The organism is Halomonas sp. ND22Bw (genome assembly GCF_003011945.1).
Lineage (GTDB): Bacteria > Pseudomonadota > Gammaproteobacteria > Pseudomonadales > Halomonadaceae > Halomonas > Halomonas halophila.
Genome location: NZ_PXWD01000002.1, coordinates 178,504 through 196,441, shown reverse-complemented (window position 1 = coordinate 196,441; position 17,938 = coordinate 178,504). Strand labels below are relative to the sequence as shown.

Here is a 17,938-nt window from a genome sequence, read left to right as displayed (position 1 = left end):
CATTTGGAGGAGCACAGGCATGACGTCCCCGTGCCCGGCAAGACTCCGGGCATAAACGGTGAAAGTCATGACACTGAGGTCACCGCCGGCGACGGCGACCGAATCGTGAGAGCCGAACGATCAGGCGGCAGGCAGCTGATCCAGCAGTCGCTTGACCAGCCGCACCCAATAGCTCATGCCGATGGGCGTCAATCGATCGTCGAAGTCGTAGTGCGGGTTGTGCAGCGCGGCGCTGTCTTCCCCGTTGCCGAGCCAGATGTAGGCGCCGGGACAGGCGCCGAGCATGAAGGCGAAGTCCTCCGAGGCCATGCTCGGAGGCAGGTCGCGATGCACATGGGTGATGTCCGGCACTTCGTCGAGAGCCGCGGCGCAATGGCCGGCATGCTCAGGGGCGTTGATGGTCGCCGGATATCGGGGCTGATAGTCGAACGTGACGCTCAGGCCATGGAAGCCGGCCAGCGCGTCGACGGCCTCGTGGAAGCGCCGCTGGAGATGCTGGCGCAGCGGTTCGTCGAAGCAGCGTAGCGTACCCCGCAGCTCGACGGACTCGGGGATGACATTGAAGGCATCCCCGGCGTGGAACTGCGTGACGCTCAGCACCGCGGTCTGGTGGGCCGGTGTCTCACGACTGACCAGCCCCTGGAGCTGATTCACCAGCTGACAGGCAGCGAGGATGACATCGGTACCCAGATGCGGCATGGCGGCATGGCATCCCTTGCCCTCGAGGGTCAGGGTAAAGACGTCGAACGCCGCCATGACCGCGGTGTCGTGAACCGCGGCCTCTCCCAGCGCGAGCCCCGGCCAGTTGTGGAGGCCATAGACGGCCTCCATGGGAAAACGCTCGAACAGGCCTTCCTCGACCATCACCCGGCCGCCGCCTTCGCTTTCCTCCGCCGGCTGGAAGATGAAGTGGACGCGTCCGGCGAAGTCGGGATCTCGCGCCAGCTGACAGGCCGCACCGAGCAGCATGGTGGTATGGCCGTCGTGACCGCAGGCATGCATCTTGCCGGGCGTCTGGGAAGCATGAGCCACACCGCTGGCTTCGCAGACATCCAGGGCATCGATGTCGGCACGCAGCCCGATGCTGCGTCCCGGCCCACGCCTGCCCTCGAGCGTGGCGACGATGCCGGTGCCGCCGCCCAGCCCTTCGACGAAGTCGAGGCCCGCCTGCGAGAGGATCTCCGCGATACGGCGGCTGGTGCGATGCTCATCGAAGGCCGTCTCGGGATGCCGGTGAAGATCGTGGCGCCAGGCGCGCAGTGTGTCGGCGTCGGGAATCGAGGAAGTATTCTGGGTCATGAGCGTTCGTCTCACAGGAAGAGGTCGGCAATCAAGGCGGAAGAGAGGAAGGTGCCGGTGAATACCAGAAGCGCGATGACGACGAGCTTCCAGCCGGCTTCCCGGAACATCGCCAGCTCACGTTTGGTCAATGCCAGCCCCGCATATGCCAGCACCGGCGTCACGATGGCCAGAAAATTGACCGCGCTGAGCTGTTCGGTCAGCCAGGCATTACCCGGGAAGAAAGGCAGCGTCATCACGATGCTGACCAGCGAAACCCAAGCGACACCTGGCAGGTAGAAAGGCGAGAACCGGGTGATGATCAGGCCAGTCATCGTCATGCCATAGAGAATCAGCATGCCGGGGAGCGCCGCGATCAGACCCGCACCGTTGACGGTATTGGCTACCCAGGCGACAGCACAGGCCGCGGCCATGGCCAGGGCCGTCTTCGGAAGATTGCTCTCCGGACGCTCTTCTTGGCTCATTTCTTCAGAGTTGAGGGAAGGTGCCACCTGGGCGCCGGCGGGCTTCGCCTCCCGCTGCCCCTTCAGCAGCGAGTAGAGCTTCTCGGCTGCCGGAAGAGCGATGAACAATGACAGGTAAAGACCGGTGGCATAGGTCATCAGGTTGCTGGCACCGGAGAAGGCCAGCAGCTCATCTTTCAGCTCCGGCAGGGTGCCAGCAATCGCCGCGGAACAGGCCGCCACCATGCTGCCACTGCCAACCCCACAGGCCATGGCCAGTGCACGCGGGTCAAAGATATCCAATGAGGTCAGGTAGCCCGCCATCAGCGCAAACCACAGGGTGCCGAACATGGTGCCCACCACGTAGATCCCCATGACGCCGATACCCTCGGGACCCTTCAGGCCATACTTGTCGGAGATGACCGCAATGTTGGGCTCACGGGCGATGGAGTAGGTCGCGCCGATGGCCTCGCGCCCCATCTTGAGCACCACCACGGCCAGCGGCATGGCGATCAGCATGGTGCCGAGGTTGCCGAACTCCTGAAGGATCAGAGCGGGGCCGGCCTGGACGAGGTCCTCGATGGCCGGGCCTATGGTTGACCCGAAACGGGCAATGAACGGCATGATCGACAGCAGGATCAGCGGTCCCGCAGCCTCACTGATCCGTTCCGGAATGAAACGGCGAGCCGTTCGCGTCACGTTGTGGTTGAACAGCACGCCGAGGATGAAGGCATAGAAAAGCGGAAGCAGCAGCAGCGTTCCCGGCCCCAGCGGGACCTTCTGGATGCCGACGAATTCGGAGACGAGAGCGATCACGATAACCAGCGCGTGCAGGCGCCAGTCCAGCAGTCGGGAGAGTGGCATAAGTCGTCCTTTTACGGAGTGGGTTGTATTTGTGTGCTATGCCAGATTGCCCATCCGAGTATTGAGAAGACTTATGAACTAATGAAAGACGGGTCGTGTGCGATTTATTAGAACACCGCCTGTGAGCCCATCAGCATCGAGGCTTGGCGGGCCAGAATTTTCCGCTCTCTCCCTCACGCCTCGATCCGCCGCAGCAGGAACACCAGCGGCACGCTGAGCAGGTAGATCGCCCCCATCCACAGGAAGATGTCGTTGAAGGCCAGCACCTGGGCCTGCTCCATCACCCGCCGCGACAGCATGCCGAGGGCCGCCTGGTGGGCGTCGGGCACCGAACCGGCGAGCATCGCCTCGTAGCGGGCGATCTCGGCGACCACCACCTCGCGACCGGTGTCGATGGCCGGGATCAGCTGGTTCCAGTGAAAGTCCTCACGCACGTCGCGTACGGTGTCGATCAGCGCCAGCCCGATGGCGCCGCCGAGGTTGCGCATCACGTTGAACAGCCCGCTGGCGTTGCCCACTTCGGCGGGCGGCAGGGTGCCGAGCGCGATGCGAGAGGCCGGGATGATGCACAGGATCAGCCCCATGCCGCGCACCACCTGGGGCAGGAAGAACTGCCAGAAGCCCGACTCCACGGTCAGGTTGGCGTTCATCATGGTGCCGATGCCGACCAGCAGCAGGCCGAGGAACAGCAGCCCGCGCAGGTCGAGGTGGTTGGAGAGCTGGCCGGCCACCGGCGCGCACAGGAACATCGTCAGCCCGGTGACGAACATCACCTGGCCGATCTGCAGGCTCGAGAAGTGGCGCACGTAGCCGAAGAACAGCGGCATCAGATAGACCAGCCCGTAGAGCGCGATGCCGAGGATGAAGCCCATGCCGGCGCCGATGGCGAAGTTGCGGTTGGCGAAGGCACGCAGGTCGACGATCGGATGGTCGTGGCGCAGCGTGCGGGCGAAGAACCACACCCCGGCCGCGGCGCAGATCAGCGACATGGCCAGGATCAGGTCGCTGGCCCACCAGTCGTCGCCCGGCCCCTCCTCGAGCACGAACTCCAGCGAGCCCAGAAACACCGCGATCAGCACCAGGCCGATCAGGTCCAGGCGCTTGGCCAGGGCGTGGTTGGCGCGGTCGATGTCGAGGAAGGTCCAGGCCGCCCAGCACACCAGCACGCCGGGCACCACGTTGGCCAAAAACAGCCAGTGCCAGCTCAGCGACTCGGTGACGAAGCCGCCCACCGTGGGTCCGACCGAGGGCGCCATGGTCACCACCATGCCGATCACCGCCTGCACGCTGCCCATCACCCGGCGCGGGAAGATCGAGAAGCTCACCGCCTGGGTGATCGGGATCATCGCCCCGCCGGCGAAGCCCTGGATGGCGCGCAGCACGATCAGCTGCTCGATGGAGCCGGCCAGCGCGCAGCCGAGGCTCGCCAGGGTGAAGCCGGCGCAGGAGAGCGTGAAGGCGACCCGGGTCGAGAGAATGCGCATCAGCAGGCCCGACAGCGGGATCATCACGATCTCGGCGATCAGGTAGGACGTCTGCACCCAGGAGATCTGGTCCTCGCTGGCCGAGAGCCCCGACTGGATCTCGTTGAGCGAGCTGGCGACGATCTGGATGTCGAGGATCGCCATGAACATGCCGAACACCGCAGCGATGAAGCCGATCCGCTGCGGCCAGGGCGGCATGTCATCGGGGCGCGCTTCGGCGCCGGCCGCCACCTCGCTCACGAGCCGCTCCCGGCCTCGGCCACCTCGCTGGCATCGGCGACGCGCGGCTCGCGTTCAGCCCCCCGGGCAGGATCGGGATCGAGGTCGCGGGTATCGACGCCGGGCACCGCCGAGAGGCCGGCGCGCAGCCGCGGCAGCGCGTCCTCGGGGCCGGTGACGCGAATCTTCACCGGCACCCGCTGAACGATCTTGTTGAAGTTGCCGGTGGCGTTGTCCTGGGGCAGCAGGCTGAACTCGGTGCCGGTGGCCGGCGCCAGGCTATCGACCACGCCCTCGAAGGTCACGTCGGGATAGGCGTCGAGGCTCACCTCGACCGGCTGGCCGACGCGCATCCGCTCGAGCTGGGTCTCCTTGAAGTTGGCGATCACGTAGGCCGACTCGATCGGCACCAGCTGCATCAGCGTCAGCGATGGCTGCGCCAGGGTGCCGGCCTCCACGGTGAGGTTGCCGACCACGCCGGCACGGGGCGCGCGCAGGCGGGTCTTGTCGAGCTGATGGCGGGCATAGGCGAGATCCGCGGCCGCGGCGTCGCGGTTGGCCTCGGCCTGGCCGACCTCGGATTCCGCCACCGCCAGCTGGCGACGCGCCGACACCAGCGCCGCTTCGCTCTCGGCGAGATTGGCCCGGGCGACGCGCAGCGCGGCCTGGTCGTCCTCGCGCTGCTGGCGGGAGCCGTACTGGCTGGCCGCCAGCGACGAGGAGCGCTCGAGGTGCTGACGCGCTTGGTCGACGTCGGCCTGGGCCGCGTCGCGCTGCGCCCGGGCCTGGTCGATGGCGGCCTGCTGCAGTGCCACCCGACGGCGCGCCTGGGTCAGCGAGGCCACCGCCACGGCCTGCTGGGCCTCGGCCTGCTGCACCCGATCCCGATAGCTCTCGTCGTCCAGGCGCACCAGCAGCTCGCCCCGCTCGACGTGCTGGTTGTCGTCCACCAGCACCTCGGCGACCCGCGCCGAGAGCTCGGCACGCACCGCCACGCTGTCGGTGCGCACGTAGGCGTTGTCGGTCTCCTCGACGAAGCGCCCGACCTGCCACCAGCCGATCGCCCACCAGATCAGCGCCGCCAGCGCGACGAGCGTCACCAGCCCGGCCACGACCCGCCCCCGCGAGCGGCGCGCGCCACCGCCCTCGCTGCCGCCCTCGCTGACTGTCTCGCCGGCGTTCGCGACCGGCTTGTCCTCGGCTGCCATGACGTCTCCTGATCGGTGGGCAAATCACAAGTGTAATGAATGCTACACTACATGACCACCAGCGCCGCGCATCACGGCTGCGATACAATGCGCCCGTCTCTCCGCCACTCGTCCCAGGAGTCACGATGTCCCGCCACGCTCCCGACAGCGCCGACCCCCCCCTCACGCCACGCGGCGTGGCCCGCCGCGAACGGCTGCTCGACGCCGCCCGCGACGTTTTCCTCGAGCAGGGCTATGCGGCGGCCAGCGTCAACGAGGTGGTGGCGCGGGCCGGCGGCTCGCTGGCCACGCTGTACAAGCAGTTCGGCAACAAGGAGGGACTGTTCACCGCGGCCATGGAGCGCCACATCGCCACCGCCTGGGAGGTGCTGGAGGCCGGTCAGCGCGACCGTCAGGCCCCGGAAGAGGTGCTGTTCGAGCTCGGACGACGCATGCTGGCGCTGGTGCTGCAGCCGGGCGTGATCCGCCTGGTGCGGGGGCTGGCCTTCGAGGCCGAACGGGTGCCCGAGCTCGGCGAGCTGTTCCTGACCCGCGGCCCCGACCGCACCCGCGCGGCGCTGGCCGACTATCTCGCCGACCAGGCCGCGCGCGGCCGGCTGACCCTCGAGGACCCGCGCGAGGCGGCCGGCCTGTTCATGGGCATGCTGCTCGGCGAGTGGCACTTCGACGCCCTGCTCGGCCGGCCGATGGAATGGGACGCGGCGCAGTGCGAGGCCCGCGCGCGCCGCTGCACGGAGGTCTTCCTGAGCGGGACCTCGGCCTGAGCCGTCAGGCCGAGGCGGCCAGCGCCTGCAGCGCGCCCCGGTCGAGGCAGCGATAGGTAAAGGAGGGGCGGCCCACCTGGCCGTAGTGGAAGGACTCGTCGAGCAGCTCGACCTCGGCCAGATACTTCAGGTACTTGCGCACCGAGACCCGCGACATGGCGGTGGCGGGCAGCAGCGCCTCGGTGCCGAAGGCCTCGTCGTCCAGGGCCAGGATCGCCGCGGCCACCCGGGCCAGGGTCGGCAGGGTCAGGCCCTTGGGCAGATCGCCCGGGCGGCGCGGGCTGGCCGGCGCGGTGGGCTGGAACAGCCGGTCGATGTCGCGCTGGGCCACGTCGCCCGGCAGCTCGTCCAGGGCGTCGCGGGCCCGGCGGCAGGCCAGCACGGCGTCGCGGAAGCGCTCGAAGGCGAACGGCTTGACCAGGTAGTCGCTGACGCCCAGCCGCCACGCCTCGCGCACCGTGTCGAGCTCCGAGGCGGCGGTGATCAGCACCACGCCCACGTCACGACCGCTGCGCTGGAGGTAGCGCGCCACCTCCAGCCCGCTGCGGTTGCGCAGATAGACGTCGAGCAGCACCAGGTCGACGTCTTCGCGCTCGAGCACCTCCAGCGCCGCCGGCACGCTTTCGCACTGGGCGACCAGCCGCATGTCGTCCAGCCGATTGAGATACTCGACGTTGAGGCGCATGACCATGGGGTCATCCTCGACGATCAGTACGCGCATCATGTTTCTCCTCGTCGCCCTCGGGCAGGGTTCTCAAACGTCATCGTCGGTATCCGGCGCGCGGGGCAGCTCGACCTCGAACAGGGTGCCCCTGCCCGCCTCGCTGTAGACCGCCACGCGGCCGCCGCAGGCGTCGACCCGCTCGCGCACCGCGGCGAGCCCCAGGCCGCGCCGCTCGCCCTTGGTGGACACGCCGGCCTCGAACAGCCGCTCGCGGATGCTCGGGTCGATGCCCCCGCCGGTGTCCTGCACCTGCAGCAGCAGCAGCGCCGCGTCCGCCTCCACGGTCAACATCACCCGCCGCTCGTCGCATCCCTCGACCGCATCGAAGGCGTTCTCCAGCAGGTTGCCGAGCACCGTGACCAGGACATGGACCAGCGTCGCCTCGCCGAGCTCGGGCATCGGCGTCTCGAGACGCACCTCGAATTCCACCCCGCGCTCCCGGGCCTCGCTGCGCTTGCCGAGCAGGAAGCCGGCCAGCACCGGATCGGCCACGCCTTCCACCACGGCCATGCCCGGCGCCAGGCGATGGTCGGCCAGCTCGTCCAGGTAGCCGCGCAGGCTATCGAGATCGCCCATCTGCGCCAAGCCCGACATGACGTGGCGCTGGTTCTTGAACTCGTGAGTGGCGGCGCGCAGCGCCTCGGCGTAGCGGCTGACCCCGGTGAGCTGCTCGGCCAGGGCGTTGACCTCGCTCTTGTCGCGGAAGGTGGCGATGGCACCGATCGTCCGCCCGCGATGGCGGATCGGCCGCCTATTGGCGAGCACCACCCGGCCGTCGAGGTTGAGATCGATCTCGCGATCGAGCTCGCGCCCCCCCTCACCGCCTTCGCCGCCGCTCAGCAGCTCGGGGAGGCCGCTGTGCGGCAGACAGTCGGCCACCGCCGTTCCCACCGCCGGCTCCCCCAGCCCGGCCTCGGCCAGCATCCGGCGGGCAGCCGGATTGACCAGGGTGACACGCGCCTGGCGATCCACCGCCAGGATGCCCTCGTGGACCGAGGCCAGCATCGCCTGGCGCTCCTCGACCAGCCGCGCGATCTGGTGCGGCTCGAGGCCCAGCAGCACCCGCTTGATGGCCTGGGCCAGCCCCCGGGCGCCCAGCCCGCCGACGATCATCAGCACCAGCACGCCGAGCATCACGTCACGCCGGTTGTCGGCCAGCAGCGGGGCCAGCGATGACAGGGTGACGCCCACCGAGACCGCGCCGACCACCTCGCCGTCGCCGGCCGTCACCGGGGCGAAGCCGCGGATGCTGGTCCCCAGAGTGCCCTCGGCCCGGGAGTGATAGGTCTCGCCGGCCAGCGCACGGCCCTCGTCGCCGCCCTGGAAGTGCCGGCCGATGCGCTCGGGGTCCGGATGGGTCAGGCGGATCGCACCGGCATCCATCACCACGATGAAGTCGACGCCGAGCGCGCGCCTCAGGCCGTCGATGCGTGCCTGGAGGGCGCCATCGTCGACGGGCGCCTCGATGCGTCCCTGGAGGGCCGCCTGCACCTCCGGATCGGCGGCGAGCGTCTGCGCCAGATCGGTGACCCGCGTGGCCTGATCCTCCTCCAGGGTCGCGCGCAGCTGGGCGGTGAACAGCCACAGCGCCAGACCCAGCGAGAGCACCACCATCACCGCGACCAGCAGCGAGATCCAGGTGTTCAGACGCAGGCGAGGACGGGACATGGGGAGACTCCGGTGGGTGCGATCGTAGGGGATTGTCGGCCGGAATTCGACCTTGGTGGCATTCCCCACATGGTGACGGTGTGCCGTCAAGAACGCCGATATTTTCAATAGTTTCAGAACGCTTTAACAACTTGCGCAATCTTGGCGCCAGAGATGGCGGGCCTATGCTCGTCGCCAGCCCTGCGCCCTGGCGGCCAAGCCGCCAGGGCGAGTTTCGAACAACGATGTCCCGCGCGACTCGCGCGAGGCCGATCCCCAAGGAGCGCTCCCATGAGTCGATCTCTGACGGATACCGTCGCGACGCCGTCCGCGGCCCCCCGCGCCTGGCTCGCCCAGCGTATCTTCGGCATGCCGCTGCCGTTCTTCGCCCTCGCCCTGGCGGTGATGGTGGTAGCGATCGCCACCGACACCCTGCCCACCGGCATGATCGGCGCCCTGCTGGTGATGATGCTGCTCGGCGAGCTGATGGGCTTCATCGGCGACCGCCTGCCGGTGGTCAAGACCTACCTCGGCGGCGGCGCCATCCTGGCGATCTTCGGCGCCGCCGCCATGGTCTATCTGGAGTGGCTGCCCGCCCCGGTGGTCGACAACGTCACCGACTTCATGAAGGGCGGCGGCTTCCTCAACTTCTACATCGCCGCGCTGATCACCGGCAGCATCCTCGGCATGGACGCCAAGGTGCTGATCAAGGTCGGCTCGCGCTACGCGCTGCCGCTGTGCTGCGCGGTGCTCGGCGCCTCGCTGTTCGCCGTGGCCATGGGCGCGCTGCTCGGCTTCTCCGCCCAGGACGCGGTGGTCGTCATCGCCATGCCGATCCTCGGCGGTGGCATGGGCGCCGGCGCGGTGCCGATGAGCCAGATCTACGAGCAGCTGCTGGGCCAGCCGGCCAGCTACTACATCTCGATCCTGGTGCCGGCCCTGGCGCTGGGCAACGTCTTCGCGATCATCATCGCCGGCCTGCTCAACGGCCTGGGCAAGCGCTTCCCGGGGCTGACCGGCGACGGCCAGATGATGCCCGGCGTCGACGTCGAGGAGCCCGAACATACCCTGGACCTGGGCAAGCTGGGCGTGGGCGTCGTCGCCGCCCTGATGCTGTTCACCGCCGGCCAGATCCTCGGCACCCTCGTCCCGCTGCACCCCTACGCGCTGATGATCGTGCTGGTCGCGGCCCTCAAGGTGCTCGACGTGCTGCCGGCATCGGTCACCGAGTCCGCCGCCCAGTGGTTCCAGTTCGTCGCCCGCAATTGGACCTTCGCCCTGCTGTTCGGCATCGGCATCGCCTACACCGACCTCGGCCAGGTGATCGACGCCATTTCGCTGACCTACGTGCTGATCGTGTTCGCCGTGGTCGCCGGGGCGGCCTTCGGCGCCGGCCTGGTCGGCAAGCTGGTGGGCTTCTACCCCATCGAGTCGGCGATCACCGCCGGCCTGTGCATGGCCAACATGGGCGGCACCGGCGACGTGGCGGTGCTGTCCGCGGCGCGCCGCATGTCGCTGATGCCCTTCGCGCAGATCTCCTCGCGGCTGGGCGGCGCCCTGATCCTGCTGATCTCCAGCGTGGTCGTGCCGCTGCTGTTCGCCTGAGGCGAGCCTGCCAGCGACGCAAACGGCGCCCTTCGGGGCGCCGTTTGCGTTTCGAGCACTCGACTCGCGGGATCAACCTTCCTCTTCGTCGTCGGCCAGATCCCGCCCGAAGGCCCGCCACTGGGCCAGGGTCATCACCTCGGTGGTCTCGGTGCGCAGGTCGTGGGCGATGATCAGCTCGCCGCGCTCCAGCTGGCGGCGCAGCTCGACGACCCAGCCGCTCATGCCCTCGCCGGTGTCGGTGGTGTCGTAGCCCTGGCGCGTGACGAAGGCTTCCAGCAGGCCGTCTAGGGTCTCCCCCGGCAGCATGCGATAGGGCACTTCGACGAAACGGTCTCCGCTCATGCGTCGTTCTCCTGCATGTCCTGTGGTGTCTGGCCGCTTTCCCAGCTCGACAGGCGCTCGATGAAGGTCGCCTCGTCGATCACCTCGACGCCGAGCTGCTCGGCCTTGGTCAGCTTGCTGCCGGCGGCCTCGCCGGCCACCAGGCAGGCGGTCTTCTTCGACACGCTGCCGGAGACCTTGGCCCCCAGCGCCTGCAGTCGCGCCTTGCCCTGGTCGCGGGTCATGGCCTCCATGGTGCCGGTGAGCACCCAGGTCTGGCCCTCCAGCGGCGTGGGGCCGGCCTCGACCTCGGCCTCTTCCCAGCGCAGCCCGGCGTCCAGCAGCGCCTGGATCGTCTCGCGGTTGTGCGGCTGCTGGAAGAAGGTGTGCACATGGGCGGCGACGATGGGGCCAACGTCGTCGACCGCTTCGAGCGCCTCGCGCCCGGCCGCCATCAGCGCCTCGAGGGTGCCGAAGTGGCGCGCCAGGTTGGCGGCGGTGGCCTCGCCCACCTCGCGGATGCCGAGCGCGTAGATGAAGCGCGAAAGCGTGGTCGCCTTGGCCTTCTCCAGCGCCGCGACCAGATTGTTCGCGGATTTCTCGCCCATGCGCGGCAGCGTGGCGAGGCGCTCGGCCTCGAGGGCGAACAGGTCCGCCGGCGTCTTCACCCAGTCGCGCTCGACCAGCCCGTCGATCAGCTTCTCGCCGAGGCCTTCGATGTCCAACGCCCGGCGGCTGGCGAAGTGCTTGAGCGCCTCCTTGCGCTGGGCGGCGCAGTAGAGCCCGCCCGAGCAGCGTGCCACGGCCTCGTCCTCGAGGCGCTCGATCTGCGAGTCGCACACCGGGCAGCGCTCGGGGAAGACGATCTCGCGGGCGTCCTCGGGGCGCTCGTCGAGCTGGACGCGCACCACCTGGGGAATGACGTCGCCGGCCCGGCGCACGGCCACGGTGTCGCCGATCATCACCCCGAGGCGCGCGATCTCGTCGGCGTTGTGCAGGGTCGCGTTGGACACCGTGACGCCGGCCACCGAGACCGGCTCGAGGCGCGCCACCGGGGTGATGGCACCGGTGCGGCCGACCTGGAACTCGACGTCGTTGAGCCGCGTGATCTGCTCCTGGGCGGGAAACTTGAAGGCGATCGCCCAGCGCGGCGCCCGGGCCACGAAGCCCAGCTCGCGCTGCAGGCGCAGGTCGTCGACCTTGATCACCGCACCGTCGATGTCGTAACCGAGGCCGTCACGCTTCTCGCCGAGGCGGCGGCAGTAGTCGACGATGCCCGCCGCGCCTTCCACCACCTCGAGCTCGGCGCTGGTGCGGAAACCGAGCCCGGCGAGGCGTGCCATCAGCTGGCTGTGGCTGGCATCGCCGGCGTCCGGCTCGATGCGCGCCACCTGATAGGCGCTGAACTCCAGCGGGCGGGTGGCGGTGACGCGCGGATCGAGCTGGCGCAGGCTGCCGGCGGCGGCGTTGCGCGGGTTGGCGAACACCTTGGTGTCCTCGGCCCGCGCCTTCTCGTTCATGGCCTCGAACTCGGCGTGGCGCATGGTGACCTCGCCGCGCACCTCGAGCAGCTCGGGCCCGCCCTCGCCGCGCAGCTTCAGCGGGATCGACTTCAGGGTCCGCAGGTTGGAGGTGATGCCCTCGCCGGTGCGGCCGTCGCCCCGGGTCACGCCGGCGGAAAGCTCGCCGTTCTCGTAGACCAGCGACACGGCGGCGCCGTCGAGCTTGGGCTCGCAGCAGAAGGCCAGACTGTCGGGGTCGGTCTCCAGGCGATCGGCGACCCGCTTGGCGAAGGCCGAAAGCTCGTCCTCGTCGAAGGCGTTGTCCAGCGACAGCATCGGCACCGCGTGCTGGATCTCGGGAAAGCCTTCCGCGGGCGCGGCACCGACCCGTTGGGTCGGCGAGTCGGGCGTCACCAGCGCGGGATGCTCGGCCTCGATCTCCTGCAGGCGACGCAGCCGACGATCGTAGTCGGCGTCGGTCATGCGCGGCTCGTCGAGCACGTAGTAGCGGTAGTTGGCGTCCTCGAGCTCGGCGCGCAGACGCGCCGCCTCGTCCTGAATCGCGGGGTCGGGCTGGGTCATGGGAATGTCTGGTTCTCGATCGATAGCGAGGGCCTCGTCGCGCGAGGCCGGGTGGCGCTAGCTTACCAAAGCAACGCCCCCCGACGGGATACCGTCGGGGGGCGTCTGGACGCCGTATGGCAGGCGAGCGTCAGTTGACCTGACGATGCAGGCGATGGCGCCGCTCGAACTCCTGCACCCGCTGACGGGCGAACTCGACGGTCTGGGCGGTCATCACGCTCAGGTTCTCGTCCTTCAGCTCGCCGCCGAGGTGGCGGACGATGACCATGGCGGTCTCGACCATGGCCTCGAAGGCCGCCGAGGTATCGGTGGCGCTCGGCAGCGGCATCAGCAGGGTGACGCCCGGCGTGGAGAACTCGTCCATGGCCTCGAGGGGGAAGGTGCCCGGCTTGACCACGTTGACCATCGAGAACTGCAGCGCGCTGCCCGGGTCCTCGGTCTCGAAGCGGTGGAAGATGTTCATGTCGCGGCCGTAGCGCAGGCCGCAGGCCATCATCAGCTCGAGCAGGGTGCTGCCGGCGAAGCCTGCCTCGTCGCGGGCCATCACGCTGATCACGATCAGCTCCTCGGCCCCGCCGAGGGCGTCGCGGGCATGCTCGTCCTGAACGCCGTGACGCAGCGCCTTCTCGAGCACCGGATGCGAGCGCACCACGTCGTCCCGGGGCGTCTCCTCGGCGACACGCTCGGCCCGTTGCGGCTCGGCCGCTTCGTGGCGGGGGGCGAACAGCGGGTCGTTGTCGTCGGCCGCGGCCTGGCGACGCTCGGCCTCCAGGGCCTCCGCCTCGCGCTGGCGGCGGGCCGCCTCATCGGCTTCCTGCTGCTGGCGAGCGGCCTGTTCGCGACGCGCCTGCTCGGCCTTTTCGGCTTTCTCGGCCTTTTCCGCCTTCTCCTGCTCGCGACGCGCCTTCTTCTGGTCGCGACGCTCGGCGATGCCCTTCTGCAGCGAGGCACCGAAGCGCTGGACCGAGGAACCGACACGCCTGGAGCCGTTCTTCAGCGAATCGCCCATGCCTTCCAGGTCGACCAGACGGTAGTGCTCCTCGTCGTAGCCGTCGTGATCGGCCGGATCGGCGACCAGCGGCTCGGTGGCCGGCGGCTGCCGACCGGCGTCCTCCTGGGAGGGCTCGAGACGCTCGGCCTCGGCACTCGCCGCCGGCGCGGCCCGTTCGGCCGGCTCGGGCCGGCGCGAAGCGGACACCGCCTCCGTCGACCCGGTCTGAGGCGCCTCGCCCTGCTGACGGCGGAATTCCGACAACACCCGGGACGGGCCGGGGTGGTCCTGTCGCTCGAGCTTGGGCTTGGCCTTCACGCCCTGCTCTTCCGCAGGCCTGACGACGCGCGCCCCTCCGTTGGGCAATTCCCAGTTGAGTTCCGCCTCGCGGGCCGCCTCGTCGGGGTCTTGTTCATCGACCCCCGCGGGGCTCGGGGCGTCGTGTCCGGCCTGGTCAAGGCGCGGCACGCTGCGCTGGCGCTGCAGGCGACGCACGCCATCGATGACGATCAGCGTCACCAGTGCCAGTCCCAGTATGATCAGCCACTCTCTAAGTTCCATGGGTCGTCATGCCTTTTTGCTAAGGCGCCATGCCTGATGGTTTCCGTGAACAGCATAGCGCGATTGCCCAAAAAAGGACCAATAATTTTGATTGTCAAGCTGGCCTTTTTGTGGCCGCACTTGCATCGGTCCTGTGCAATCGCCCTTCAAGAATCCCTTCGTCACCATGTGGTGCTATCTCGCTTTTGTTCCTTGTTAACCCGTTTGCCCATGGCGTTCAAGTCCATCACGCCTCGGCCAGGGCCGCTGCCTCATCGACCCCCACCGCCACCAGACGTGACACCCCGGGTTCCTGCATGGTCACCCCCATCAATCGTTCGGAGGCTTCCATCGCGATCTTGTTGTGGGTGATGTAGATGAACTGCACCGAGTCCGACATCTCCTTCACCAGCTTGGCATAGCGCCCGACATTGGCATCATCGAGCGGGGCATCGACCTCGTCGAGCATGCAGAAAGGTGCCGGGTTGAGCTGGAAGATCGCGAATACCATGGACAACGCGGTCAGCGCCTTTTCTCCCCCGGAGAGCAGATGAATGGTGCTGTTCTTCTTGCCGGGGGGGCGCGCCATGATGGCCACCCCGGTCTCCAGCAAATCGTCGCCGGTCAGCGTCAACCATGCGGTCCCGCCACCGAAGACCTTGGGGAAAAGCGTCTGCAGGCCGGCGTTGACCCGCTCGAAGGTGTCGCGGAAGCGGGTGCGGGTTTCCTGGTCGATGCGACGGATCGCCCGGTCGAGGGTCTCCAGCGCCTCGCTGAGTTCGCGATGCTGCGCCTCCAGGTAGTCGCGCCGCTCGGCCTGCTGGTCGTACTCCTCGATGGCCGCCAGGTTGATGGCGCCCAGCCGGCGGATGCGCTCGCCGACCTCTTCGAGGCGGGTCTGCCAGGCCGATTCGGTGGCGTTGGGGTCGAGCCCCTCGGCCAGGCTGTCGGCGTCGTGGCCCAGCTCCTTGAGCTGCTCGTCCTGGGTGTCGGCCTTGAGCGCCAGCGCCTGGACCTGCATGCGCGCTTCCTGCAGCCGCTCGCGGATGCCTTCGAGCTGGCGCTCATGGCCCTGGCGGGCCTGCTCGTCCTCGCGCAGCCGCTCCACCAGCTCGGCGGCCCGTGAGCGCGCCGCGTTGAGCTCGCGCTCCTCGCGCTCGCGGCGATGCAGCAGCTCCTCGAGGCGCTCGCGACGCTCTTCGTCGGGCTCGTGGAGCCCCTCGCGGGCCTCCTCGAGTTCGGCACAGCGCAGCTCCAGGCGCTGTCGGGCCTCGCCGGCACGCCCCTGCTGCTCGGCCAGGCCGGCGCGCTCGGTGGTCAGTCGCTGGTGCTCCAGCGCCAGCCGCTGGGACTGTTCGGCCAGCGGCTGGCGCTGGCTGCGCAGCTGGGTCAATCGCTCACGGGCCTCATGGCGGGCGCGCTCCAGACGCTCGCGGGTCTCGGCGCCGCGCTCCAGGCGCTCCATGGCCGCCTGCCAGTGCTCGCGGGTCTCCTCGATGGCCAGCCGCGTCTCCTCGGCGGACTCGGCCAGCCCCTCCAGCTCCTCGGCGAGTTCGCCGGCCCGCCCCTGGAGATGCTCGAGCCGACTGGCGAGGCCGCTGTCCTGCACCGCCAGCTGCTGACGCTGCTGCTCGAGGTCGCGCTCCTCGAGGCGCACCGCCTCGAGGCTCTCCTCGGCCTTTTCCACGCGCTCGCCGGCCTCGGCCAGGCGTGTTTCCTGGGCCTCGAGGCGTTCTTCCACGGCGGCGAGCGCCTCGCGCACCTCGGCCTCGCGGCGGCGGCTGACCAGCAGCGCATCCGGGCCCTCGTCACGGCCGCGGTGGCGCGCCCAGCCGTCACCGACCCACAGCCCGCAGGCGGTAATCAGGCTCTCGCCGGGGGCCAGGCCATCGCGCTCGGCCCAGGCCCGCTCGCGGCTGTCCACGCAGCGCACCCCGGCGAGCCAGCGGGCCGCGGCCCCGGCACCGCTGACCCGCGCGGCCAGGCTGCCGGCCGGGGCCTCGCGTTCGGCGTCCTCGAGCAGCCCCAGCTCCGGGGCCAGCTCGGGGGACAGCACGCTGCCACCCTCGGACAGCGGGGCGAGCCGGGCGCGCAGCCAGGGCGCCAGCACCCAGGACACGACGTCCTCCCAGCCGCTTTCGACCTCGAGGCGTTCGCCGAGGCGCGGGGCCTCGCCGAGCCCGTGGCCGCGCAAGTGCGCGTCGAGGGTCTCGTCGTGATCGGCCAGCGCGGCCTGGATCAGCGCCTCGAGCGAGGCCAGCTCGCCCTGCAGGGTGCTGCGCCGCTGGCGGTCGGTCTCGCGGGCGACCTCGGCCTCGCGCACCGCCTCCCGGGCCGTGTCGCGCTCGGCCTGCCACCGCTCGCGCTGCTCCTCGCGCCCGGCCAGGCGTTCCTCGAGCTCGGCCAGGCGCTCGGCGACCTCGGCGCGCTGGGCCTCAAGGCCGGCGATATCGGGCAGCTCCTCGCGCTGCTGGCGGCGCTTGCGGGCGTCGCCCTCGAGGCGCTCCAGCGTCGCCTCCTGCTCGCGCAGGCGGTCCTGGGCGCGCTCGGCCTCCCGGCTGTCGGCCTGCCAGGTCTCGCCGAAGGCCTCCCAGTCGGCGTCGGCCTGTTCGGCCAGGGGCTCGGCCTCCTCGAGGGCGGCCTCCAGCTCGGCCAGGCGTTCGGCGACCTCCTCCTGCTCGGGGCCCAGGGTCTCCAGGCGCTCGTCGAGGCGCATCAGGCGCTCGCCGTCGTCCTCGCCGAGGCGGTCGAGGTCGGCGAGCTCGCGGCGGGCGGCCTCGAGGTCCTGGGCCAGCTGCTGGTCCCGGGAGCGGGTGTGCTCCAGGTCCTGCTCGAGCCGCGCGATGGCGGTGGTCGTCTCGTGGAAGCGGTTCTGGTAGCCCTCGAGCTCGGAGGCCAGGCGGTCATGCTCGGCGCGGGCCTCCTCGAGGCGCGTCTCGCACTGGCGCAGACCCAGCACCTCGCGCTCCACCGAGGTCTCGAGCTCGCGCACGCGGCGCTCCTCCTCGCCCTGGCTGGCGCGCAGGGCGCGGCCGCGCAGCAGCGCCAGCTCGCCCTTGAGCCGGTACTCCTCCTGCTTGAGGGTCTGATAGCGGCGCGCCGCGTCGGCCTGGCGCTTGAGGCGTTCGAGCTGCTTGTCGAGCTCCTCGCGGATGTCCTCCAGGCGCTCCAGGTTCTCCTGGGTGCGGCGCATGCGGTTCTCGGTCTCGCGGCGGCGCTCCTTGTACTTGGAGATGCCGGCGGCTTCCTCGAGGGTGGCGCGCAGCTCCTCGGGGCGCGACTCGATCAGCCGCGAGATCATGCCCTGGCCGATGATGGCGTAGGAGCGCGGCCCCAGGCCGGTGCCGAGGAACAGGTCGGAGATGTCCCGGCGGCGGCATTTCTGGCCGTTGAAGAAGTAGGTGGACTGCCCCTCTCGGGTGACCTGGCGCTTGACCGAGATCTCCGCGTACTGGGCGTAGGGGCCGCCCATGGTGCCGTCGCGATTGTCGAACAGCAGCTCGATGGAGGCCTGGCCCACCGGCTTGCGACCGGTGGAGCCGTTGAAGATGACGTCGGTCATCGACTCGCCGCGCAGGGTCTTGGCGGAGGATTCCCCCATGACCCAGCGCACGGCGTCGATGATGTTGGACTTGCCACAGCCGTTGGGCCCGACGACGGCGGTCATGTTGCCGTCGAAGGGCACGGTGATGGGGTCGACGAACGACTTGAAGCCCACCAGGCGTATCGACTTCAGTCGCAT

The 17,938-nt window shown here is 69.5% G+C and carries 12 protein-coding genes; 2 read left to right on the top strand and 10 right to left on the bottom strand.

The annotated features are described in order from the left end of the window. Positions 1–120 precede the first annotated feature (120 nt). The 4 genes from CVH10_RS03770 to CVH10_RS03755 form a co-directional block, all read right to left on the bottom strand. Complete coding sequence (locus CVH10_RS03770) at positions 121–1,299, bottom strand: M20 aminoacylase family protein (protein ID WP_106487858.1); 1,179 nt, start codon at positions 1,297–1,299, stop codon at positions 121–123. Between the two features lie 11 nt (positions 1,300–1,310). Further along, entirely contained in the window at positions 1,311–2,606 is a 1,296-nt protein-coding gene (locus CVH10_RS03765) for a DUF3100 domain-containing protein (protein WP_035598321.1), read from the bottom strand. 173 nt (positions 2,607–2,779) lie between these two features. Beyond that, positions 2,780–4,330 carry a DHA2 family efflux MFS transporter permease subunit gene (locus tag CVH10_RS03760; protein ID WP_200880101.1) on the bottom strand — a complete coding sequence of 517 codons (1,551 nt, stop codon included), beginning with the start codon at positions 4,328–4,330 and terminating at the stop codon, positions 2,780–2,782. Further along, positions 4,327–5,517, bottom strand: coding sequence for an HlyD family secretion protein (locus CVH10_RS03755; protein WP_106487857.1), 1,191 nt, complete (start codon positions 5,515–5,517; stop codon positions 4,327–4,329). Before CVH10_RS03755 ends, CVH10_RS03760 begins: the two co-directional genes overlap by 4 nt. 125 nt (positions 5,518–5,642) lie before the next feature. Here CVH10_RS03755 and CVH10_RS03750 point away from each other — a divergent pair, with 125 nt between their 5' ends. Then, positions 5,643–6,281, top strand: a complete 639-nt coding sequence (locus CVH10_RS03750) for a TetR/AcrR family transcriptional regulator (RefSeq protein WP_106487856.1) — start codon at positions 5,643–5,645, stop codon at positions 6,279–6,281. Between the two features lie 4 nt (positions 6,282–6,285). Here CVH10_RS03750 and CVH10_RS03745 read toward each other — a convergent pair whose 3' ends face one another. Beyond that, positions 6,286–7,005 (bottom strand): response regulator, encoded by a 720-nt coding sequence (locus tag CVH10_RS03745; RefSeq protein WP_106487855.1) that lies wholly within the window; start codon positions 7,003–7,005, stop codon positions 6,286–6,288. A 30-nt stretch (positions 7,006–7,035) separates the two neighbouring features. Continuing rightward, positions 7,036–8,673, bottom strand: a complete 1,638-nt coding sequence (locus tag CVH10_RS03740; RefSeq protein WP_106487854.1) for an ATP-binding protein — start codon at positions 8,671–8,673, stop codon at positions 7,036–7,038. A gap of 270 nt (positions 8,674–8,943) precedes the next feature. Between CVH10_RS03740 and CVH10_RS03735 the strand changes: the two genes are divergently transcribed. Continuing rightward, positions 8,944–10,257 carry a 2-hydroxycarboxylate transporter family protein gene (locus CVH10_RS03735; RefSeq protein WP_106487853.1) on the top strand — a complete coding sequence of 438 codons (1,314 nt, stop codon included), beginning with the start codon at positions 8,944–8,946 and terminating at the stop codon, positions 10,255–10,257. 72 nt (positions 10,258–10,329) lie between these two features. Here the strand turns inward: CVH10_RS03735 and CVH10_RS03730 are convergent, their stop codons facing one another. The 4 genes from CVH10_RS03730 to smc all read right to left on the bottom strand — a co-directional run bounded on the left by CVH10_RS03730 (position 10,330) and on the right by smc (position 17,938). Further along, complete coding sequence (locus CVH10_RS03730; RefSeq protein WP_035598306.1) at positions 10,330–10,602, bottom strand: YheU family protein; 273 nt, start codon at positions 10,600–10,602, stop codon at positions 10,330–10,332. Further along, positions 10,599–12,665, bottom strand: coding sequence for an NAD-dependent DNA ligase LigA (gene ligA / locus CVH10_RS03725; RefSeq protein ID WP_106487852.1), 2,067 nt, complete (start codon positions 12,663–12,665; stop codon positions 10,599–10,601). The genes CVH10_RS03730 and ligA overlap by 4 nt, the downstream gene beginning before the upstream one ends. Before the next feature lie 130 nt (positions 12,666–12,795). After that, positions 12,796–14,217: a cell division protein ZipA gene (gene zipA / locus CVH10_RS03720; RefSeq protein WP_106487851.1), complete on the bottom strand. Its 1,422-nt coding sequence runs from the start codon at positions 14,215–14,217 to the stop codon at positions 12,796–12,798. 226 nt (positions 14,218–14,443) lie between these two features. Next, positions 14,444–17,938 carry a chromosome segregation protein SMC gene (gene smc / locus CVH10_RS03715; protein WP_035598296.1) on the bottom strand — a complete coding sequence of 1,165 codons (3,495 nt, stop codon included), beginning with the start codon at positions 17,936–17,938 and terminating at the stop codon, positions 14,444–14,446.